This is a genomic window from Bartonella sp. TS25HLJMH (assembly GCF_042193505.1).
Lineage (GTDB): Bacteria > Pseudomonadota > Alphaproteobacteria > Rhizobiales > Rhizobiaceae > Bartonella > Bartonella grahamii.
In genome coordinates this window covers 40,173-55,922 of record NZ_JBHILV010000005.1, presented here as the reverse complement: position 1 = coordinate 55,922, position 15,750 = coordinate 40,173, and the positions used below count along the sequence as shown (strand labels likewise).

General features: G+C 36.1%; 10 protein-coding genes and 1 pseudogene. 4 read left to right on the top strand and 7 right to left on the bottom strand.

The annotated features are described in order from the left end of the window. Positions 1–10: 10 nt before the first annotated feature. A complete protein-coding gene (locus ACFINF_RS03650) occupies positions 11–796 on the bottom strand; it encodes a ComF family protein (protein WP_012754790.1) in 786 nt (261 codons plus the stop codon). Between the two features lie 197 nt (positions 797–993). On the opposite strand from ACFINF_RS03650, the gene ACFINF_RS03645 reads away from it, so the two are divergent. Beyond that, the gene (locus tag ACFINF_RS03645) at positions 994–1,872 is read left to right on the top strand and encodes a methyltransferase (protein ID WP_375619716.1); all 879 of its coding nucleotides are present in this window, start codon (positions 994–996) and stop codon (positions 1,870–1,872) included. A 7-nt stretch (positions 1,873–1,879) separates the two neighbouring features. On the opposite strand, the gene ACFINF_RS03640 is transcribed toward ACFINF_RS03645, so the two are convergent. Continuing rightward, positions 1,880–3,235, bottom strand: coding sequence for an L-cystine transporter (locus ACFINF_RS03640; RefSeq protein WP_375619715.1), 1,356 nt, complete (start codon positions 3,233–3,235; stop codon positions 1,880–1,882). Between the two features lie 800 nt (positions 3,236–4,035). Between ACFINF_RS03640 and ACFINF_RS03635 the strand changes: the two are divergent. Then, positions 4,036–5,151 (top strand): annotated as a pseudogene (locus ACFINF_RS03635) (type ISP restriction/modification enzyme); the annotation flags it as partial. Between the two features lie 1,942 nt (positions 5,152–7,093). Here ACFINF_RS03635 and ACFINF_RS03630 read toward each other — a convergent pair. Then, the gene (locus ACFINF_RS03630) at positions 7,094–8,467 is read right to left on the bottom strand and encodes a glutamate--cysteine ligase (RefSeq protein WP_375619714.1); all 1,374 of its coding nucleotides are present in this window, start codon (positions 8,465–8,467) and stop codon (positions 7,094–7,096) included. A gap of 68 nt (positions 8,468–8,535) precedes the next feature. Continuing rightward, complete coding sequence (locus ACFINF_RS03625) at positions 8,536–9,279, bottom strand: 16S rRNA (uracil(1498)-N(3))-methyltransferase (protein ID WP_375619713.1); 744 nt, start codon at positions 9,277–9,279, stop codon at positions 8,536–8,538. 234 nt (positions 9,280–9,513) lie between these two features. On the opposite strand from ACFINF_RS03625, the gene ACFINF_RS03620 reads away from it, so the two are divergent. Next, a complete protein-coding gene (locus ACFINF_RS03620; protein WP_012754785.1) occupies positions 9,514–9,657 on the top strand; it encodes a hypothetical protein in 144 nt (47 codons plus the stop codon). A 312-nt stretch (positions 9,658–9,969) separates the two neighbouring features. On the opposite strand, the gene ACFINF_RS03615 is transcribed toward ACFINF_RS03620, so the two are convergent. Continuing rightward, the gene (locus ACFINF_RS03615; RefSeq protein WP_375619712.1) at positions 9,970–11,850 is read right to left on the bottom strand and encodes an AsmA family protein; all 1,881 of its coding nucleotides are present in this window, start codon (positions 11,848–11,850) and stop codon (positions 9,970–9,972) included. A gap of 314 nt (positions 11,851–12,164) precedes the next feature. Here ACFINF_RS03615 and folD point away from each other — a divergent pair, with 314 nt between their 5' ends. Further along, the gene (gene folD / locus ACFINF_RS03610) at positions 12,165–13,064 is read left to right on the top strand and encodes a bifunctional methylenetetrahydrofolate dehydrogenase/methenyltetrahydrofolate cyclohydrolase FolD (protein WP_375619711.1); all 900 of its coding nucleotides are present in this window, start codon (positions 12,165–12,167) and stop codon (positions 13,062–13,064) included. Positions 13,065–13,130: 66 nt separating this feature from the next. Here folD and edd read toward each other — a convergent pair whose 3' ends face one another. Further along, positions 13,131–14,954 carry a phosphogluconate dehydratase gene (edd, locus tag ACFINF_RS03605; RefSeq protein WP_375619710.1) on the bottom strand — a complete coding sequence of 608 codons (1,824 nt, stop codon included), beginning with the start codon at positions 14,952–14,954 and terminating at the stop codon, positions 13,131–13,133. Between the two features lie 36 nt (positions 14,955–14,990). Beyond that, complete coding sequence (gene pgl, locus ACFINF_RS03600) at positions 14,991–15,743, bottom strand: 6-phosphogluconolactonase (protein WP_375619709.1); 753 nt, start codon at positions 15,741–15,743, stop codon at positions 14,991–14,993. Between the last annotated feature and the right edge of the window lie 7 nt (positions 15,744–15,750).

Here is a 15,750-nt window from a genome sequence, read left to right as displayed (position 1 = left end):
TAAATTCCTCTTACGAGGAGGGAAAAATAGAATCTTCTTTGAGAACACGCGAAAATGTTAGCACATCAACCTGTCGTGCACCTGCATATTTTAATGCAGCAGCTGCTGCTGTAACTGTTGCACCTGTTGTAAATACATCATCAATCAGCAAAACAGAACATCCTTTGAGATATTTTTTAACCTTATGCGAAACCTTAAAAGCATTTTTTACGTTAAGTTTTCTCTCTCTCGAAGAAAGACTAACCTGCGGACGGGTATGCCGACAACGAACAAGCCAACTCGGTTTTAAAAGCTTTTTTTGTGATGCTGCAATATAACGCGCAAGCTCAGCAGATTGATTATAACGTCTCTCCCAAAAACGACGAAAATGCAATGGAATGGGAATAATAACATCACAATCATCAATAACCTCGCGTCCAGCAAACATCATCCAGTTGGCCATAAATGATGCCAATTCTATATGATCACCATATTTTAAGCGCGTTACTAAAGCTCGTGCAAGCCCTTTATGAACAATAGCAGAACGGACACGTGAAAAAGGATGAGAATTACGAAGCGCTTCACCACTGAGAAAACCATCCCCCATATCACAAACAAAGGGAGTCCCCATAACAGGACAATAAGGTTTAGTGATAAATTGAAGGTCTTTCCAACATTCGGAGCAAATCGTGCCATAAGTAGAAACATTTTGCTTACATCCAGGACAAATTGGTGGATAAAGCACCGTTTTCAAGCGTTCAATGAACTTACTTAGTATATCCCCACTACTTAACGCCGCTTCTCGAAAATACAACATTATAAATTTAGGCTTTTACAAGTTTCCCTCAGAACAAAAGTTCCTTTGTATTTCCTCAATTTATAATTTTAATTCCTTTAAAAACTCTTACCTTCTATAAATTTATTTTTCTTTTATATTATAAACTTGACAGAGCTTGCACAAATAATGAACCTTTTCAAAATATATTCTTTCATAGATCGAAAGTGTTCCACAATATGTCGCATCCTTTAATTTTTGATCATAACCGCATTGAACAATTCCGAAAACGTGCCTTTCAAAAAGCAAAAAAAGGATACGACTTTTTACTCTCTCACATGGCAGAAGATCTCTATAAACGTCTTAGCACTGTTGATCGCCTCTTTACATTAGCTCTCGATTTACACAGCCATACAGACCTTGCTGCGCAAGCTTTAATGAAATCTGGAAAAGTTTGTTCTATAGAACGTATTGAGACCGATACGCTTTACCAAAGCCATGATAAAAAATTTCATTTACGTCATCGAGAATTTCTTGATTTACCTCAAAGTTACTGTGACCTTATTGTTTCACTTCTTTCATTACAATTGACCAATGATACCCCTGGTGTTTTAAGCCAGATAAAAAATACCCTTAAACCAGATGGCTTATTTCTTGCTGTTATGGCAGGAGCTGGTACATTAAGAGAATTGCGCGAAAGTCTGCTGCAAGCTGAAAGTGAAATTTATGGTGGAGCAAGCCCTAGGATTTATCCTTTTGCCGACATTCGTGATGCAGGCGCTCTTTTACAGCGTGTTGGCTTTGCTCTGCCTGTAGCAGACGTTGAAGATATCACAATACGTTATAATACAATGTTTGACCTTATGCGCGATCTTAAAGCTATGGGAATGCAAAATGCACTCATCAATCGTTCACGACGCCCTGTATCCAAACGTTTTTTTCTTCGCGCAGCTGAAATCTATGCACAACGATTTAGTGATCCTGATGGACGTATTCGTGCACATTTTTCTTTCATCTGGCTCTCTGGTTGGGCTCCTCATCCCAATCAACAAAAACCCTTACAACCTGGTTCAGCGCAAATATCTCTTACAGATGTTTTACAACCCCAAAAAACATAACCTAAAATTATTTTTTAAAAATACTTTTATCTGTTGTCTGTAACATTTGACTGGTGATCGTTCCAGCTATCATTGAATCGCTCACGTTTAGAGCGGTTCGTCCCATATCAATTAGCGGTTCAATAGAGATAAGTACAGCAACCAAAGTAACAGGAAGCCCCATAATTGGTAACACAATCAATGCAGCGAAAATAGCGCCTCCCCCCACACCAGCAACACCAATAGAACTCAAAGTCACAACCCCAATAAGCGTAGCAATCCAAGTAGGATCAAGAGGGTTAATCCCCATAGACGGTGCAATCATGGTTGCAAGCATCGCTGGATAAAGACCAGCACAACCATTTTGTCCAATTGTAGCCCCAAAAGAAGCTGCAAAACTCGCAATGGGTTGTGGTACACCTATCCACTGTGTTTGCGCTTCAATATTCAAAGGAATACTTGCAGCACTTGAACGACTGCTAAAAGCAAATGTTAAAACCGGTAAAACCTTTTTGAAAAAACGAAAGGGATTAACCCCAGAAATACCAAGCAATACACCATGAATTCCAAAAATTAAAATAATACCGACATAAGAGGCAATGATAAAAACCAGTAAATTTAAAATATCTGCAATACGCGATATTGCTCCTACTTTCGTCATAAGTGCAAAAATACCATAAGGCGTCAGAGCAATCACAATACGGACTAACCGCATAATCCAAGCTTGTCCCACTTGAATAAATAAAAGCGCTTTTTCTCCTTTTTCTGGCTCATCTTTCTTTAAAAGAAGAACCGCTGCACCTAAAAATGACGCAAAAATAACAACACTGATAATTGACGTACGTTTAGCTCCACTCAACTCAGCAAATGGATTTTTAGGAATCATCGACAAAATCATCTTTGGTATATTCATATCTCCAAGTTTAGAAATATGACCTTCAAGAATAGCAGAAACATTTTGCCCTTCATGCACTAAACCATCGGCTGTTAATCCAAAAAAATTAATCACAAGCACACCAACCAATGCTGAAAGAGCCGTTGTAAAAAGCAATATTGAAATTGTTATTATACTCATCTTTCCAACAGCATAAACAGAATGTAAATGAGCAACTGCTGAAACAATAGAGATAAAAACCAGTGGCATAACAATCATTTGCAACAATAAGATATAGCCCTCACCAACAATGTTAAACCATTCAACGGATTTCAATAAAGTGCTTTCACCCTCTCCATAAATAAACTGCAAAACACTTCCAAAAATCAAGCCAAGGATAAGCCCTAGCATAACACGTAGTGAAAGACTCCATTGCATTCTCTTACTTTGAGAAACCAATAATAAAAAAATAACAAATAGAAATAAATTGACGAAAAAATTAAATGTCATTGTCTATGCTCACTTACTATTGTTATGATTGACGTAAATAATCTGCATAATTCAAAATCAATGCATGATATTTAAAATTAACATAAAGCTTATAAGGATTTTACAAAATCATTATTTTTTTAATTTACAGATTAAAAGAGAATTTTTTATCTACTAATAACTGTTTAAAGAAAATAAATAAAATTATCCTCTTATTCTTTAAATTTACGCTCTCATAAAATAGTTAAAAAAAAGAAATATAAACAACATTCATTGCATCTCAATACTGAATAATTCCAGCGTGTCTTATCCTATAAATATCCTTACCTCTCTCTTTTGCTATCTGAACTGAAGCGAGCTTTCCAAGAAAGGATGAATTAATAATCGAACATTCATGATTTTTCTAGAAAATACACCAACAAGCTACTTTTGCTAATTTTATGGACTGCACTCTCAACAGCTTTGATCAGCATTTCAAATATAATTATTTTATTAAAAATACCTTTCATACATTCTTTCTTTGCTCTCAATGAAAGCTTTTTTATTTTTCGAAATTCTTTTTATAGTCATAAAAAAGACTTTGAAAGCCACAATGCCTATTGAACAAAAATGTTTTGATTTATAATAATAATTTACTGTTTTTTTATATTAAATGAGAGTCCAGGATAACGTAAGATTCTCTCATTTCAAACTGTTTATCTTGAATCAATCAAAATCATTTGCTTGCACGTCACAAGCAGGGTTGGCGTGTGGATAAAAAAATGTATAAGAAAAGGAGTAGAAATACCTCTTATGAAACGTCTTAATGCAAGAGCTGTCGCAACATTGGAGAGCGGAGCTTGGGCAGAAATATAAATAATATGATTGTTTTTTATAATAGCGTAGTAAAACGTTTTAACGATACCTATCCATATGCTGATCGAACAACATGGGCACATACTGTAGATAATTTTAGCACTTTAGATGTAAAAAAGATAAGTTAACGTTATAATGTTAAGCAAGAACTAATAAGAGGAAGATTTTTTGAATTTGAAGAGACATGTCTCACGCAAAGTTCGTATCGTCCTTTTACACGACTATGGCTCTATTATAATCGTATCTTCAATGATGGAGTTTATCAGATACCACATGTATTCCCTATGAGGCAAGCAGTAGAAAATAGAGTCATCGAAATTACAAGCATAGGAGCACGAAGCGGTTTTTCTGTGTTGATAGCTAAGAATTTACCTAATCTAGATGCAATAGATACAGGCCAATGCTTTCCACGGTATCTTTATAAAAACGTTGAATCTTCTATAACTGACCATGATGAGAAACAATCCCATTTGTTTACAAATTCAATAAAGGAAAGAAAAACATCTGGTTTACAGAGGCGTGATTCTATCACTGATAAAGGATTAGCGCATTTTAAGCTGCTTATCCTAGTGAGAGCATAACTAAAGATGATCTATTCTATTACGTTTACGGATTATTGCATTCAAAAGATTACCGTGCTCGCTATGCTCATAGTTTATGAAAAATTTATGCAAAGAATTGCCTCCTATCCCTTGTGTAAAAAGCGCTAACGATTTCTGGATATTGTGACAATAGAGTGTGAATTTGATCACTTGCACATGAATTATGAAGGTGGGGAGCCTTATCTTGTGACCTTTAAAAAAGGATAAATCTACTGTTATTTACAACAGCAATATCATCATGACAGACATCTCTCTTGAAGCTTATGAGTATATTGTTAATGGCAACTCCACTCTTGAATGGGTTATGAAGCGTCAATGTGTAAAGACAGATAAAAAGAGTGGTATTGTTAATGATCCTAATCGCTATACTATTGGAATCATTGGTAACCCTGCTTATCCATTAGAGTTGTTTCAAAGGATCATACTGTAAGTTTAGAAACAATGAAAATTGTTAAGAAACTACCAAAATTAGAAGTGTGAGAAACCGAATAGACTTATGAGGTTAACACACCTCATAAAGGTCTCTTGTGTATTGCTTTAAAACGGCAGTCTATAACCTCAATCATCTTATTAAGTTTATTATCTACAATCTTAAAAAGACAGCTTTATTGTTTTCAAAAGCTCTGTTGAAAAAGAGCTTTATGTATTCATTTTACTTATAGATTTTTAAGGTGTCTAAAATCCTCAAAATCTTCAAGAACCTCAAAACTAATAACCATAATGGTCTTAATAGCATTTTTTATGACTAGAACCTATCTTTTGAAATGGCTTTAAAGGATCACATGCTTTTCATAAGATATATTTAATCACTCACTAAAATGATCTATTTTGTCGGTTCAATTTACTAAAAGAAAAACAATGCCATGACTATAAAAATATAATAGCTATAGAGCATGCGTGAAAAAAGCAGGTTTTCATAATCACAATGCAAATGAACGCATTGGTTATAAAGAGCACGGTGCCCATTAAAGTTGTTCAGATTAGAAACCCTTATAAACAAAATCCACAAAAATCATTAAAACCATTTAGTAAAAACTGATACGTTATAAAGCTAAAAATACGCATGATGAGAGCGTTTATAAATATTACTAATGTTATAGATAAGAAAATAACGCAATCGTTTAATGAATTCCATAATATATCTTTGAAATATAAAATATTTATTGATAATAAATAAGTATTGCGTCATATAAATACTATATATATTAGCAGATATGCTATGAAAAAGCATTTTCCACACCTTTAAAATACTTACTGTATTTTATGTTTTTGTTAGCATATGAGTACTTTGTCGGATGTAGCTATGCCATACAATACCCTTTTATGGGAAATGCAACGCCACTCGTAATCTACATATCATTCAATATAATTTGAAACACAATACCAACAAAAATATCACATATACCATTGATATAACCAAGTTAAATGATATCAACCGTCGTAATAGCCCCCTATTCAATACCGGCCTATTTATCGAAGATAAGGAGTTAAATCACTCATGAAACGTACCGTAACATTTATTGTTTTATCTTCTCTATTGATCGTTTTGTTTGCTGTATTAATATCACTTGGATATACCAAAGTGAATGATCTCTATCCGTACAACGAACTTTATCAGTCATACCTCAAATAACAACTATAGAAATTCAGAATATCGCTAAAAAGAAGAAATAGCAAAAGAATAAATTATCTGTATAGAGAAAATGATCTCCTGTAATTTTCCTACCCGTTTTTAAAATACATCTATTGCCTTCATGATGACTGTATAACTATATCGTATAATGGTACAAAAAGGTATAAAAGCCCTTTGAGATCTGGCTACTAAAAAATGGAAGAAGAAAAATTTAAAAGTGCACTAGATATGTTTAGCTAACAAAAAAGTTTTCGTTGCCCGTCTCTGCAAAAACTGAAATTTTTTATTTTTATTCCATACTTTACTCTTGTAACAAAAGAATAACACATATTGCTATAATATAATCAAATACATGTAGTGAGAATAATAAGACATAAAGAAATATTCATATTAGCAACATAATTTCAAGAAATTACCTATTAAAAATGATTTTTGGCATATCTCCTCCTTTAAACGCAAATTATATTTTTTATCCCTTTTAAAAGTGAAAAATATTATTTTCAGACCTATTCATAAGTGGGATGAGCTATGTGAATAAAAAATGTTTGATAATAAGCTTAAGTATATCTTTTATGAGCTATCTTTAGCACAAAGGTACAACATTAAGATTACGGAAATATCGTGATATTATTGGGTATAAAAATCACACTGCCCAAGAGATTTTTCTATTGTACCCTTTATGAGAAATGTTAAAAGAAAGGCAGGATATGCTCTCTAGAGCAAATGAGTGAATGAGCCACCACGGTGATATGCATTTTTTAAAAAGTAGGAAATATCTTTTCTTCAAATTTAATAGGCACATTCTAAAAATAAAGGTTCTACAGACTCATTCCAAATAGAATAGTAATGGGACAAAAATTTTTCAGCATCTGTTTTTCCTATTGCAACAACCTCTTCTAAAGGATTAAGAAAATTTGTTTCATCAAAACCATTCGTATCATACTGTTTGCGATTTTTTAAGCCTTTTCGGGCAATAGCGAGAGCTTGACGCGCTAACTCTAAAAGAATAGTTTGACGAAAAGGAGTTCTTAACCCTTCTTTAGGAACGCGTTGGCGCATATCTAAAACTTCTTCAAAACACCAATCTTTTGTCAAAGATTCTGCCTCATTAAGTGCTTCCCTATCATAAAGAAGCCCGACCCAAAAAGCCGACAACGCACAAATTTGCTTCCAAGAGCCGCAATCAGCTCCTCTCATTTCTAAAAATCTTTTTAAGCGGACTTCAGGAAATAACGTTGATAAGTGATTAATCCAATCTCCCATGTTTGGAATTGAATTTGCAACTTGTCCTTTTAATGCTCCATTCATAAACTGGCGAAACGTTATATGTGTACAATCATAATAACGACCATCACGCACAACAAAATACATTGGAACATCAAGAGCCCATTCAACATAATCAGCAAAACCAAAACGCTCAGAAAATATAAAGGGAAGAACGCCTGTCCTCTGATTATCCGTATTACGCCAAATTTCAGAACGCCACGACAAAAAGCCATTTGGGCGTCCTTCTGTAAAAGGTGAACTTGCAAATAATGCTGTTGCAATGGACTGTAATTTCATGGATACCTGCATTTTTCGCCGCATATCACTTTCAGATGAAAAGTCAAGATTAACCTGAACTGTTGATGTGCGATACATCATATTAAGACCATTATGCCCCACTTTAGGCATATAATCAGTCATAATCTGGTAACGTGATTTAGGCATTCGTGGCGTTTCAGCTAAAGTCCACTTTGGACTAGCTCCAAGACCTAGAAAACCTATACCCAATGGTTCTGCAATTTTTTTGAGAAGAGTTAAATGCTCCATCAACTCGTGATATGTATGGCCTACTGATTTTAATGGTGCACCAGATAATTCAAATTGTCCTCCAGGTTCCAAAGAAATGGCTCCCTGATCAACTGATCCTACGAGCCCAATAATATTCTCTTCATCTAAAATAGGTTTCCACCCTAAGGCGCTTTGCATCCTCTCTAAAAGCGCTCGGATTCCCCTCTCTCCTTCATAAGGAACAGGGTGAAAACCATCTTTATAAAACGGAAATTTTTCATGTTCTGTACCAATACGCCAATCATCTTCTGCTTTATACCCCCCTTGGAAATAGCTAACCAAGGAATCTAAGTTATAAATTTCACTTTCATCAGTTATATCAAGCGCCATAACTTATCGTATCCTATCATTGGTATCATCATCTTAAATGAATTGTTTAGAATGATTTTACAGATTTCTCAATCCATTGCCCAATCCCCCACGGTAGCATTAAGAAGAGCCAAAGCAGCAACAGCGGCAGTGTCAGCGCGTAAAATACGCGGACCTAATGATATTGGAACCACAAAAGGATATTTTTTTAAAAAGTTCCGCTCTTCTTCACTAAAGCCACCTTCCGGTCCAATAAGAATACCAGGTGTTGTAACGTCACGCCTTTTAAAAGAAGGTAATGGATTATGCAATTTATGCTCTTCATCACAAAAGAATAAAGGCTGTGTCTCATCCCATCGTACTAAAAGTTCTGTTAATGATAGAGCAGATACGCATTCAGGGAGAGATAAAATGCCACACTGTTCAGAAGCTTCAATAACATTGGCTTCCATACGCGCCATATTGATACGCGTAACCTGCGTATGATGCGTTATAACAGGCTGCAAAATCGATACCCCCATTTCAACAGCTTTCTGCACCATATAATCCAACCGCGCGTTTTTGAGTGGAGCAAAACAATAAATAAGATTGGAATGCGTCGTTTGTAATCTTTCTTGATGGATAAGCTGAACCACAACAAATTTTTTCTTAACAATGATAAGTTTAGCAAGCCACTCACCATCCTGTCCATTAAAAAGTAAAATTTCTGCTCCTTCTTTCATACGCAAAACATGCACAAGATAAGAAGCTTGTGCCCCCTCTATCTTTATTTCTTCATTCAAAGCCAATGTCTGTCGTATAAATAATCTTTTAAGTTTATAATTTATGCGCATAAAAATTTTGCCAATGCTCACTATCGTCATCGAGAAAATAAAGAAAAATATATAGCAAAAAGAAAAAATTATATCTATAGAACTATAATATATTAAAGAATTATAGAGTTTTTTTAGCTTTATGAGATAATAATAGGAACTTATAGATCCTTAAGTGATTCTACTTTCATGAAAGTTTAAATAATGCACCATTCATCTTGCATTCAGTCATTGATGCATCCGTGGAGGAGAAATATGTCTGCTAAAAAAGCTACAATTATTACGATTACAACCCTCTTAGCCTTTATTTTGATTACAGTGGGAATTGGTTCTGTTGGAGCAGATGGGAAGCATACAATTACCAAAGATGGTTATGGTATTTCTTCTGGGATTCAGTAAGCACTAACCGACATCCCCCTTAAAAATTTAATGTTTTTTAGAAACTTTTATAAGATTTACATCAATATTATGAATTTCTTGTATTTGAAAGATTCCATAAGAAGGATTTTTATTCCTCTCTTCGATCAGTTATCTATATCAACCACACTTATGACGGAGAGAACGATTTTTACTGCTTCACCACGAACGGATTTAAAATGAGAAAATCTTCCGATAGAGTGGGACCTCTGATTTAAATTAAAAGACAATTTAAGTTGCAAAAAGACGAATTACTATTATAAGATAGAATGCTATATAGATAAAAAACAATTCTCAATCTGCGTCAATGTCTTTTGTAACCCAAAAATTACCATGGTTTTGCCCTTTAGAGCTTAGAGAAAATGTAAAAGGCCATGCAAGGCTATTAGCGAGACATTGGACATCTTTACATAAAGTTTCTGATCTATAGTTTTTGCGTAGTTGTGCCTGTAATATCAATTCATTCTGCTTCCCTTGCGCGATAGCAGTTGCAACGGTTCCTTGAATGGATAAGCTCAAGTCTGCTGTACGCATTAATGACTCTGTCACCTTCATCATACCTTCTGAAAAGCTTGTCTGAATATCCCAGTGATCAAATGTTGTTGAAAAAGTATCATTAGTCATTAAAAGAAATTGTTGTTTATTTAAAAGTCTTGTTTGTAATTCATTCAAATCATATCCTAAGAGCCGACCAGAAGACATCTTCAGTGTTAATTCACCCTGCATTTGCGTAAAAATTTCTCGCCAAGAATCAGCAAGTGTTCGTATCGTTGCAGTAAAATTCGTTTTGCTTTGTATAAATGGAATAAATCCCAAGGTTTCTAAAGTCTCCTGCATATCAATAGAAGCACCTGAAATATTTCCTCCTATACGCACTTTCTGTCCAGCTGGCGTAACTTCAATATTACTCTGCACGGATCCACCAAAAATATTCGCATGTCCAAGATCAAAAATACCATGCCCATTTCTTATTTGTATTGCAGCCGCTAAATTTGTGAGGGAAATATTTCCTACTTTAGCTTGTGGCGCAGAAAGTCGTATATCCACGCCAATACGATCAAAAATTGTCATATCAAAGAAGGAATTTTTCTTTTTACCTGAAAAAAACATTGAACCCAAGAGGCGAAGATCTAGGTTATCAAAGGCTAACGAGCCCATAACATTTGGTACATAATCTTGAAAATCGAGTTTTAAAGCTCCTCGCGCATTGGCTTTCCCCATCGTAAATGTAACATTGTTCATTTGAATATGCATTGGCTGCGCTAAAAAATGAGATTCCCATACAATGGGTATTTTTAATTTATGTCCCCAAAACTGATTTCCACCAACCCAAGACAATGTCTGATTCCATCCCGGAGAACGCATCGATACTTTTCCGTCAAAAATATAATATTCAGATAACCGAGCCTTTCCTGTAAAAGTTATTCCCCCACGTACAGAATTGAGACTTGCCCTAATATGACTTTTTCCTCCTGCAAGAAGCAGCAATGCTTGAGAAGCATCAATTGATAACTTTGTAAATTCTCCGCGCCAACGCGCATCTGCACGTAACCGTACTTCCTGAGTCGATTCCGGACAATCTAAAGTCGCATTTAATCCTGTTATTTTTTCTGCCATCCCCGAAAAACTATCGTGATAAACAAGAACACCATTTTTAATGACAATCCGCCCAAAAGGTTGTTTTAAAAGGTGCTCTATCTCTGGATGTTCAGGATTATGTTTTAATATTTCACGCGTATTGCGTATTGCCAACCCTAATGCACCTTGTGAGCGAGAAAACCGATCAAAAAAATCTGCTATTGTTTTAACAGGCTTTTCCATAACAAATTGAGGACGCATAATCCGCGTCTCTGAAAAAGAAACATGTCCCCAAAGAAGATCGACGACAGAAAGATCAACTTCTATTGATTCAGCTTCCATTAATGGCGCAACATCATCCATTTTTGATGTTAAAGTAACGCCAGAAAGAAATGCTTTAGGATAAGGAAAAAGATGTAACCGCGGTGGATCACGCAATTGCACATTGTAACCGGTCCATGCACTCAAATCCTGCGCTAAACGAATACGAATCGCATCTGTAGAGATAAGATAAGGTAAAACGAGAATCCCCACTCCAAATAAAAAGATAATTGTAATAAAAATTCCGCTCAAAAATTTTATTATTCTGATGCGCACAATATCCCTCTATATTTATCCCCCTATAACAGATTAAAAACAAACTTAAATGATCATAAAAAGTTTTTATAACCCTATAATTCACTATATCCACTTTGTATCTTCATTATTTTTGTTCTTTATCCAAAATTTATTCAAACAGCAATGTTGCTGCTTCTTTATAAAGCAATTATTTAAAAGTCTTCAAAACTATAAATCCACAACATTATAAAACCATTCTTACTGTTCTCATATGAATATTGCTATAAAACTCTATCGTATTATTAGAAAATGCTTTACAAAAAAACAAACAGCCTTACCGAAAGGATCTCTGAATGAATAATATTATCGATGGAAAAAAACTTGCTGAAGAGATTATTGCGAAAGTTAAGGCCGAAACAATAAAGCTCCGCCATCACTATAATATACAACCTAGTATCGCTGTTATTATCGTTGGAGATGATCCCGCAAGTCAAATATATGTCACCTCAAAAAATAAAAAAGCCGAAGAATGTGGGTTTCGTTCAATCAAACATGTCGTTTCCAAAGAAACGCAAGAAAAAGAACTCCTTCAACTTATTGCAACATTAAATTCTGATCCAAAAATTCATGGTATTTTGGTACAGCTGCCTCTCCCTGCTCATATGAATACAAATCGCATAACACAAGCCGTTGCTTTCCAAAAAGATGTTGATGGTTTTCATTATATTAATGTAGGAAAACTCGCGGCAAATGCACTTGAAGATGCGATTATTCCCTGCACACCAGCTGGTGCCATGATGATGATTGAACAACACTGTGGGCAAGATTTATCTGGACTTGATGCTGTCGTTGTTGGACGCTCTAATATTGTTGGAAAACCTATGGCTGCCCTTTTAACAGCAGCCAATGCCACTGTGACAATTGCCCATAGTCGTACCCGTGACCTTGATGATGTGTGTCGAAGCGCTGATATTCTAGTAGCAGCTGTAGGCCGCCCACAAATGATTAAAAAAGACTGGATAAAAAATGGTGCAATTGTTATTGATGTCGGTATTAACCGCGTTGCTGCACCAGAAAAAGGTATAGGGAAAACACGTCTTGTTGGTGATGTCGATTTTGAAAATGTAAAAGAAAAAGCTGCTGCGATCACCCCTGTTCCAGGAGGCGTTGGGCCAATGACTATTGCCATGCTTATGGTTAATACACTTAAAGCCGCCGCGCGATCACACAATCTGCCTATACCAAAACTCTAAGAATTGTAACAATTTCTTGTATATGGTTTTATTGTACATGATTAAGCTTGTTTATTTTTGCATTTTTCATGTCATAAAAACAGATGCTCCTTGATCTGCACGATTAACGGATTGACGAAAAACATGAAAAAGTTCGCGTCCAACACCATGTTCGTTTTTTGAAAGATCAGGAGGTATGATTTTTCGCACGTTAAATTTTGCTAAATCCTCCAAAAGAGTTAATTTACCCTCACGAGCATCAAGAAAAATAATATCACCATCCTGCAAACGTGCAATGGGGCCATTATCCACTGCTTCCGGTGTCACATGAATGGCAGCAGGAATTTTTCCTGACGCCCCTGACATACGCCCATCGGTTATCAATGCTACCTTTTGACCGCGATCTTGTAAAACGCCTAAAATGGTCGTTAATTTATGAAGCTCTGGCATACCATTGGCTTTTGGTCCTTGATAGCGAATGACAGCGATAAAATCTTTACCATACAACACTCCAGATTTAAACGATTTTTGTAGTTCCTCTTGATCATTAAAAACAAAGACTGGTGCTTTAATCTGCCAATACTCTGGTTTAACAGAGGAAACTTTTATAATAGCTGTTCCCAAATCTCCCGATAAAACACGAAGACCACCGTCAGGCTGAAATGGCTTTCTCCACCCTGCTAACACCTTATGATCACCACTTTCCTTGAGAGCCGCTTCACGCACCACATGACCATCAGCAGAAAGCTTTGCTTCAATTGCATAAGCATTGAGATCTTTACCAAAAACCGTAGAAACATCTTCATGTACTAAACCTGCCTCGATAAGCTCGCGAATAATAAATCCCATCCCCCCAGCAGCATAAAAATGATTGATATCCGCTAAACCATTAGGATAAATGCGCGCTAAAAGAGGCACAACAGATGAAATTTCTGCAATATCATGCCATGTCAATTTAATACCGCAAACAGCAGCCATAGCAATCAAATGAATCGTGTGATTGGTAGAACCTCCTGTTGCATTTAATCCTACAATGGCATTCACAAAAGAACGCTCATCAATGATCATACCAAGTGGACTATAATGATCACCAAGATCTGTTATTTCAAGTACACGTTTCGTAGCTTCTTTTGTTAAAGCATCACGCAACGGTGTATTCGCATTAACAAAAGAAGCTCCCGGCATATGAAGCCCCATCATCTCCAGTATCACCTGATTAGAGTTAGCGGTTCCGTAAAATGTACATGTTCCTGGTCCATGATAAGAACGTGCTTCTGATGCTAAAAGTGTTTGGCGATCTATTTTATTTTCCGCGTAAAGTTGACGTATCTTCGCTTTTTCATCATTACCTTGACCACTTGTCATAGGACCAGCTGGTATAAAAATTCCTGGTAAATGACCAAATGTTAGTGCACCAATCAATAAACCTGGTACAATTTTATCACATACCCCAAGATACAATGCTGCATCAAAGACATCGTGTGATAAGCTTATAGCTGTCGCCATTGCAATTACTTCACGCGAAAAAAGGGAAAGCTCCATCCCCGCATTTCCCTGCGTAACACCATCGCACATCGCGGGAACACCACCTGCAACCTGTGCAACACCACCAACCATACGGGCCGACTCTTTAATTAAGTGAGGAAATTTTTCAAAAGGTTGATGAGCTGAAAGTAAATCGTTATATGCCGTGATAATGCCAATATTCCCAACGATATTTCCCTTCAAACGCTCTTTATCTATTGCACCACAAGCAGCAAAACCGTGAGCCTGATTGGCACATCCTAAAAAACTCCGTTTGGGGCGATGAACTTGTGCTTTCGCAATACGATCTAAGTAAATTTCTCGTGTTGATCGAGAACGTTCATAAATCCTTCGTGTAACTGTAGCAATAGTCTTGGAAAGTGTCATATTCCCCTCCCTCTTTCATTGAGAGAGACTACGTTTTTATTCACCTTGTCTCTCATATTCTGATTCACTTATTTCATTATCTGCAGGCGACCAATAAACCTGTACAAGATGAGGGGAATTACGCAAAACTGCCCGAATAGGCATTTCTATTTCAGATCCATCTTGACAAGCTTCTTCAAAACAATCGCGTTTCTGAAAACCTTCGATATGGAGAATAATACAACGAGACTGCATAATAACTGGCAAAGTTAGTGAGAGTCTTGGCTCAACAGCACTCTTAGCATGAAGGGGTAAAACAAGTGCTTGTGTTCGCAGATCAAGCGCTTGCTTTAAACGATCAGCATCAGGAAAAAAAGAAGCCGTATGTCCATCACCCCCCATTCCTAAAACAACAACATCAAAGGGTTTAGGCAAAGTATTAATACGACTCGCCGCTGAAAAAGCAGCAAGTTCAGCAGTAATCGCTTTATGATAAAGCCCTACAAAACGCGCTTTTTCGGCAAAATTTTGTAACAAATGACACCGTACCATATGCTCATTTGAACGTTCATCGTGTGTAGGAACGAAACGTTCATCGACCAAAGTGATAATGATATTTTTCCAATCAATATCCGCTTTTGACAAATAATGAAAAAACAATTCTGGTGTTTTACCACCAGACACCGCTAAAACTGCTCTCTTACGCTCAAGAACAGATACACTAAGCTCTGCGGCTACTCGATCTGCTAATGCCAAGGCTAAAGTCTGAGGGGTTTCAAAATCTAAACGGTCAATATTCATTCTATACATACTTATT

Coding starts and splice junctions, on each gene's coding strand:
- ACFINF_RS03650 (WP_012754790.1), bottom strand. CDS start 796: ATGTTGTATTTTCGAGAAGCGGCGTTAAGTAGTGGGGATATACTAAGT.
- ACFINF_RS03645 (WP_375619716.1), top strand. CDS start 994: ATGTCGCATCCTTTAATTTTTGATCATAACCGCATTGAACAATTCCGA.
- ACFINF_RS03640 (WP_375619715.1), bottom strand. CDS start 3,235: ATGACATTTAATTTTTTCGTCAATTTATTTCTATTTGTTATTTTTTTA.
- ACFINF_RS03630 (WP_375619714.1), bottom strand. CDS start 8,467: ATGGCGCTTGATATAACTGATGAAAGTGAAATTTATAACTTAGATTCC.
- ACFINF_RS03625 (WP_375619713.1), bottom strand. CDS start 9,279: ATGCGCATAAATTATAAACTTAAAAGATTATTTATACGACAGACATTG.
- ACFINF_RS03620 (WP_012754785.1), top strand. CDS start 9,514: ATGTCTGCTAAAAAAGCTACAATTATTACGATTACAACCCTCTTAGCC.
- folD (WP_375619711.1), top strand. CDS start 12,165: ATGAATAATATTATCGATGGAAAAAAACTTGCTGAAGAGATTATTGCG.
- edd (WP_375619710.1), bottom strand. CDS start 14,954: ATGACACTTTCCAAGACTATTGCTACAGTTACACGAAGGATTTATGAA.
- pgl (WP_375619709.1), bottom strand. CDS start 15,743: ATGTATAGAATGAATATTGACCGTTTAGATTTTGAAACCCCTCAGACT.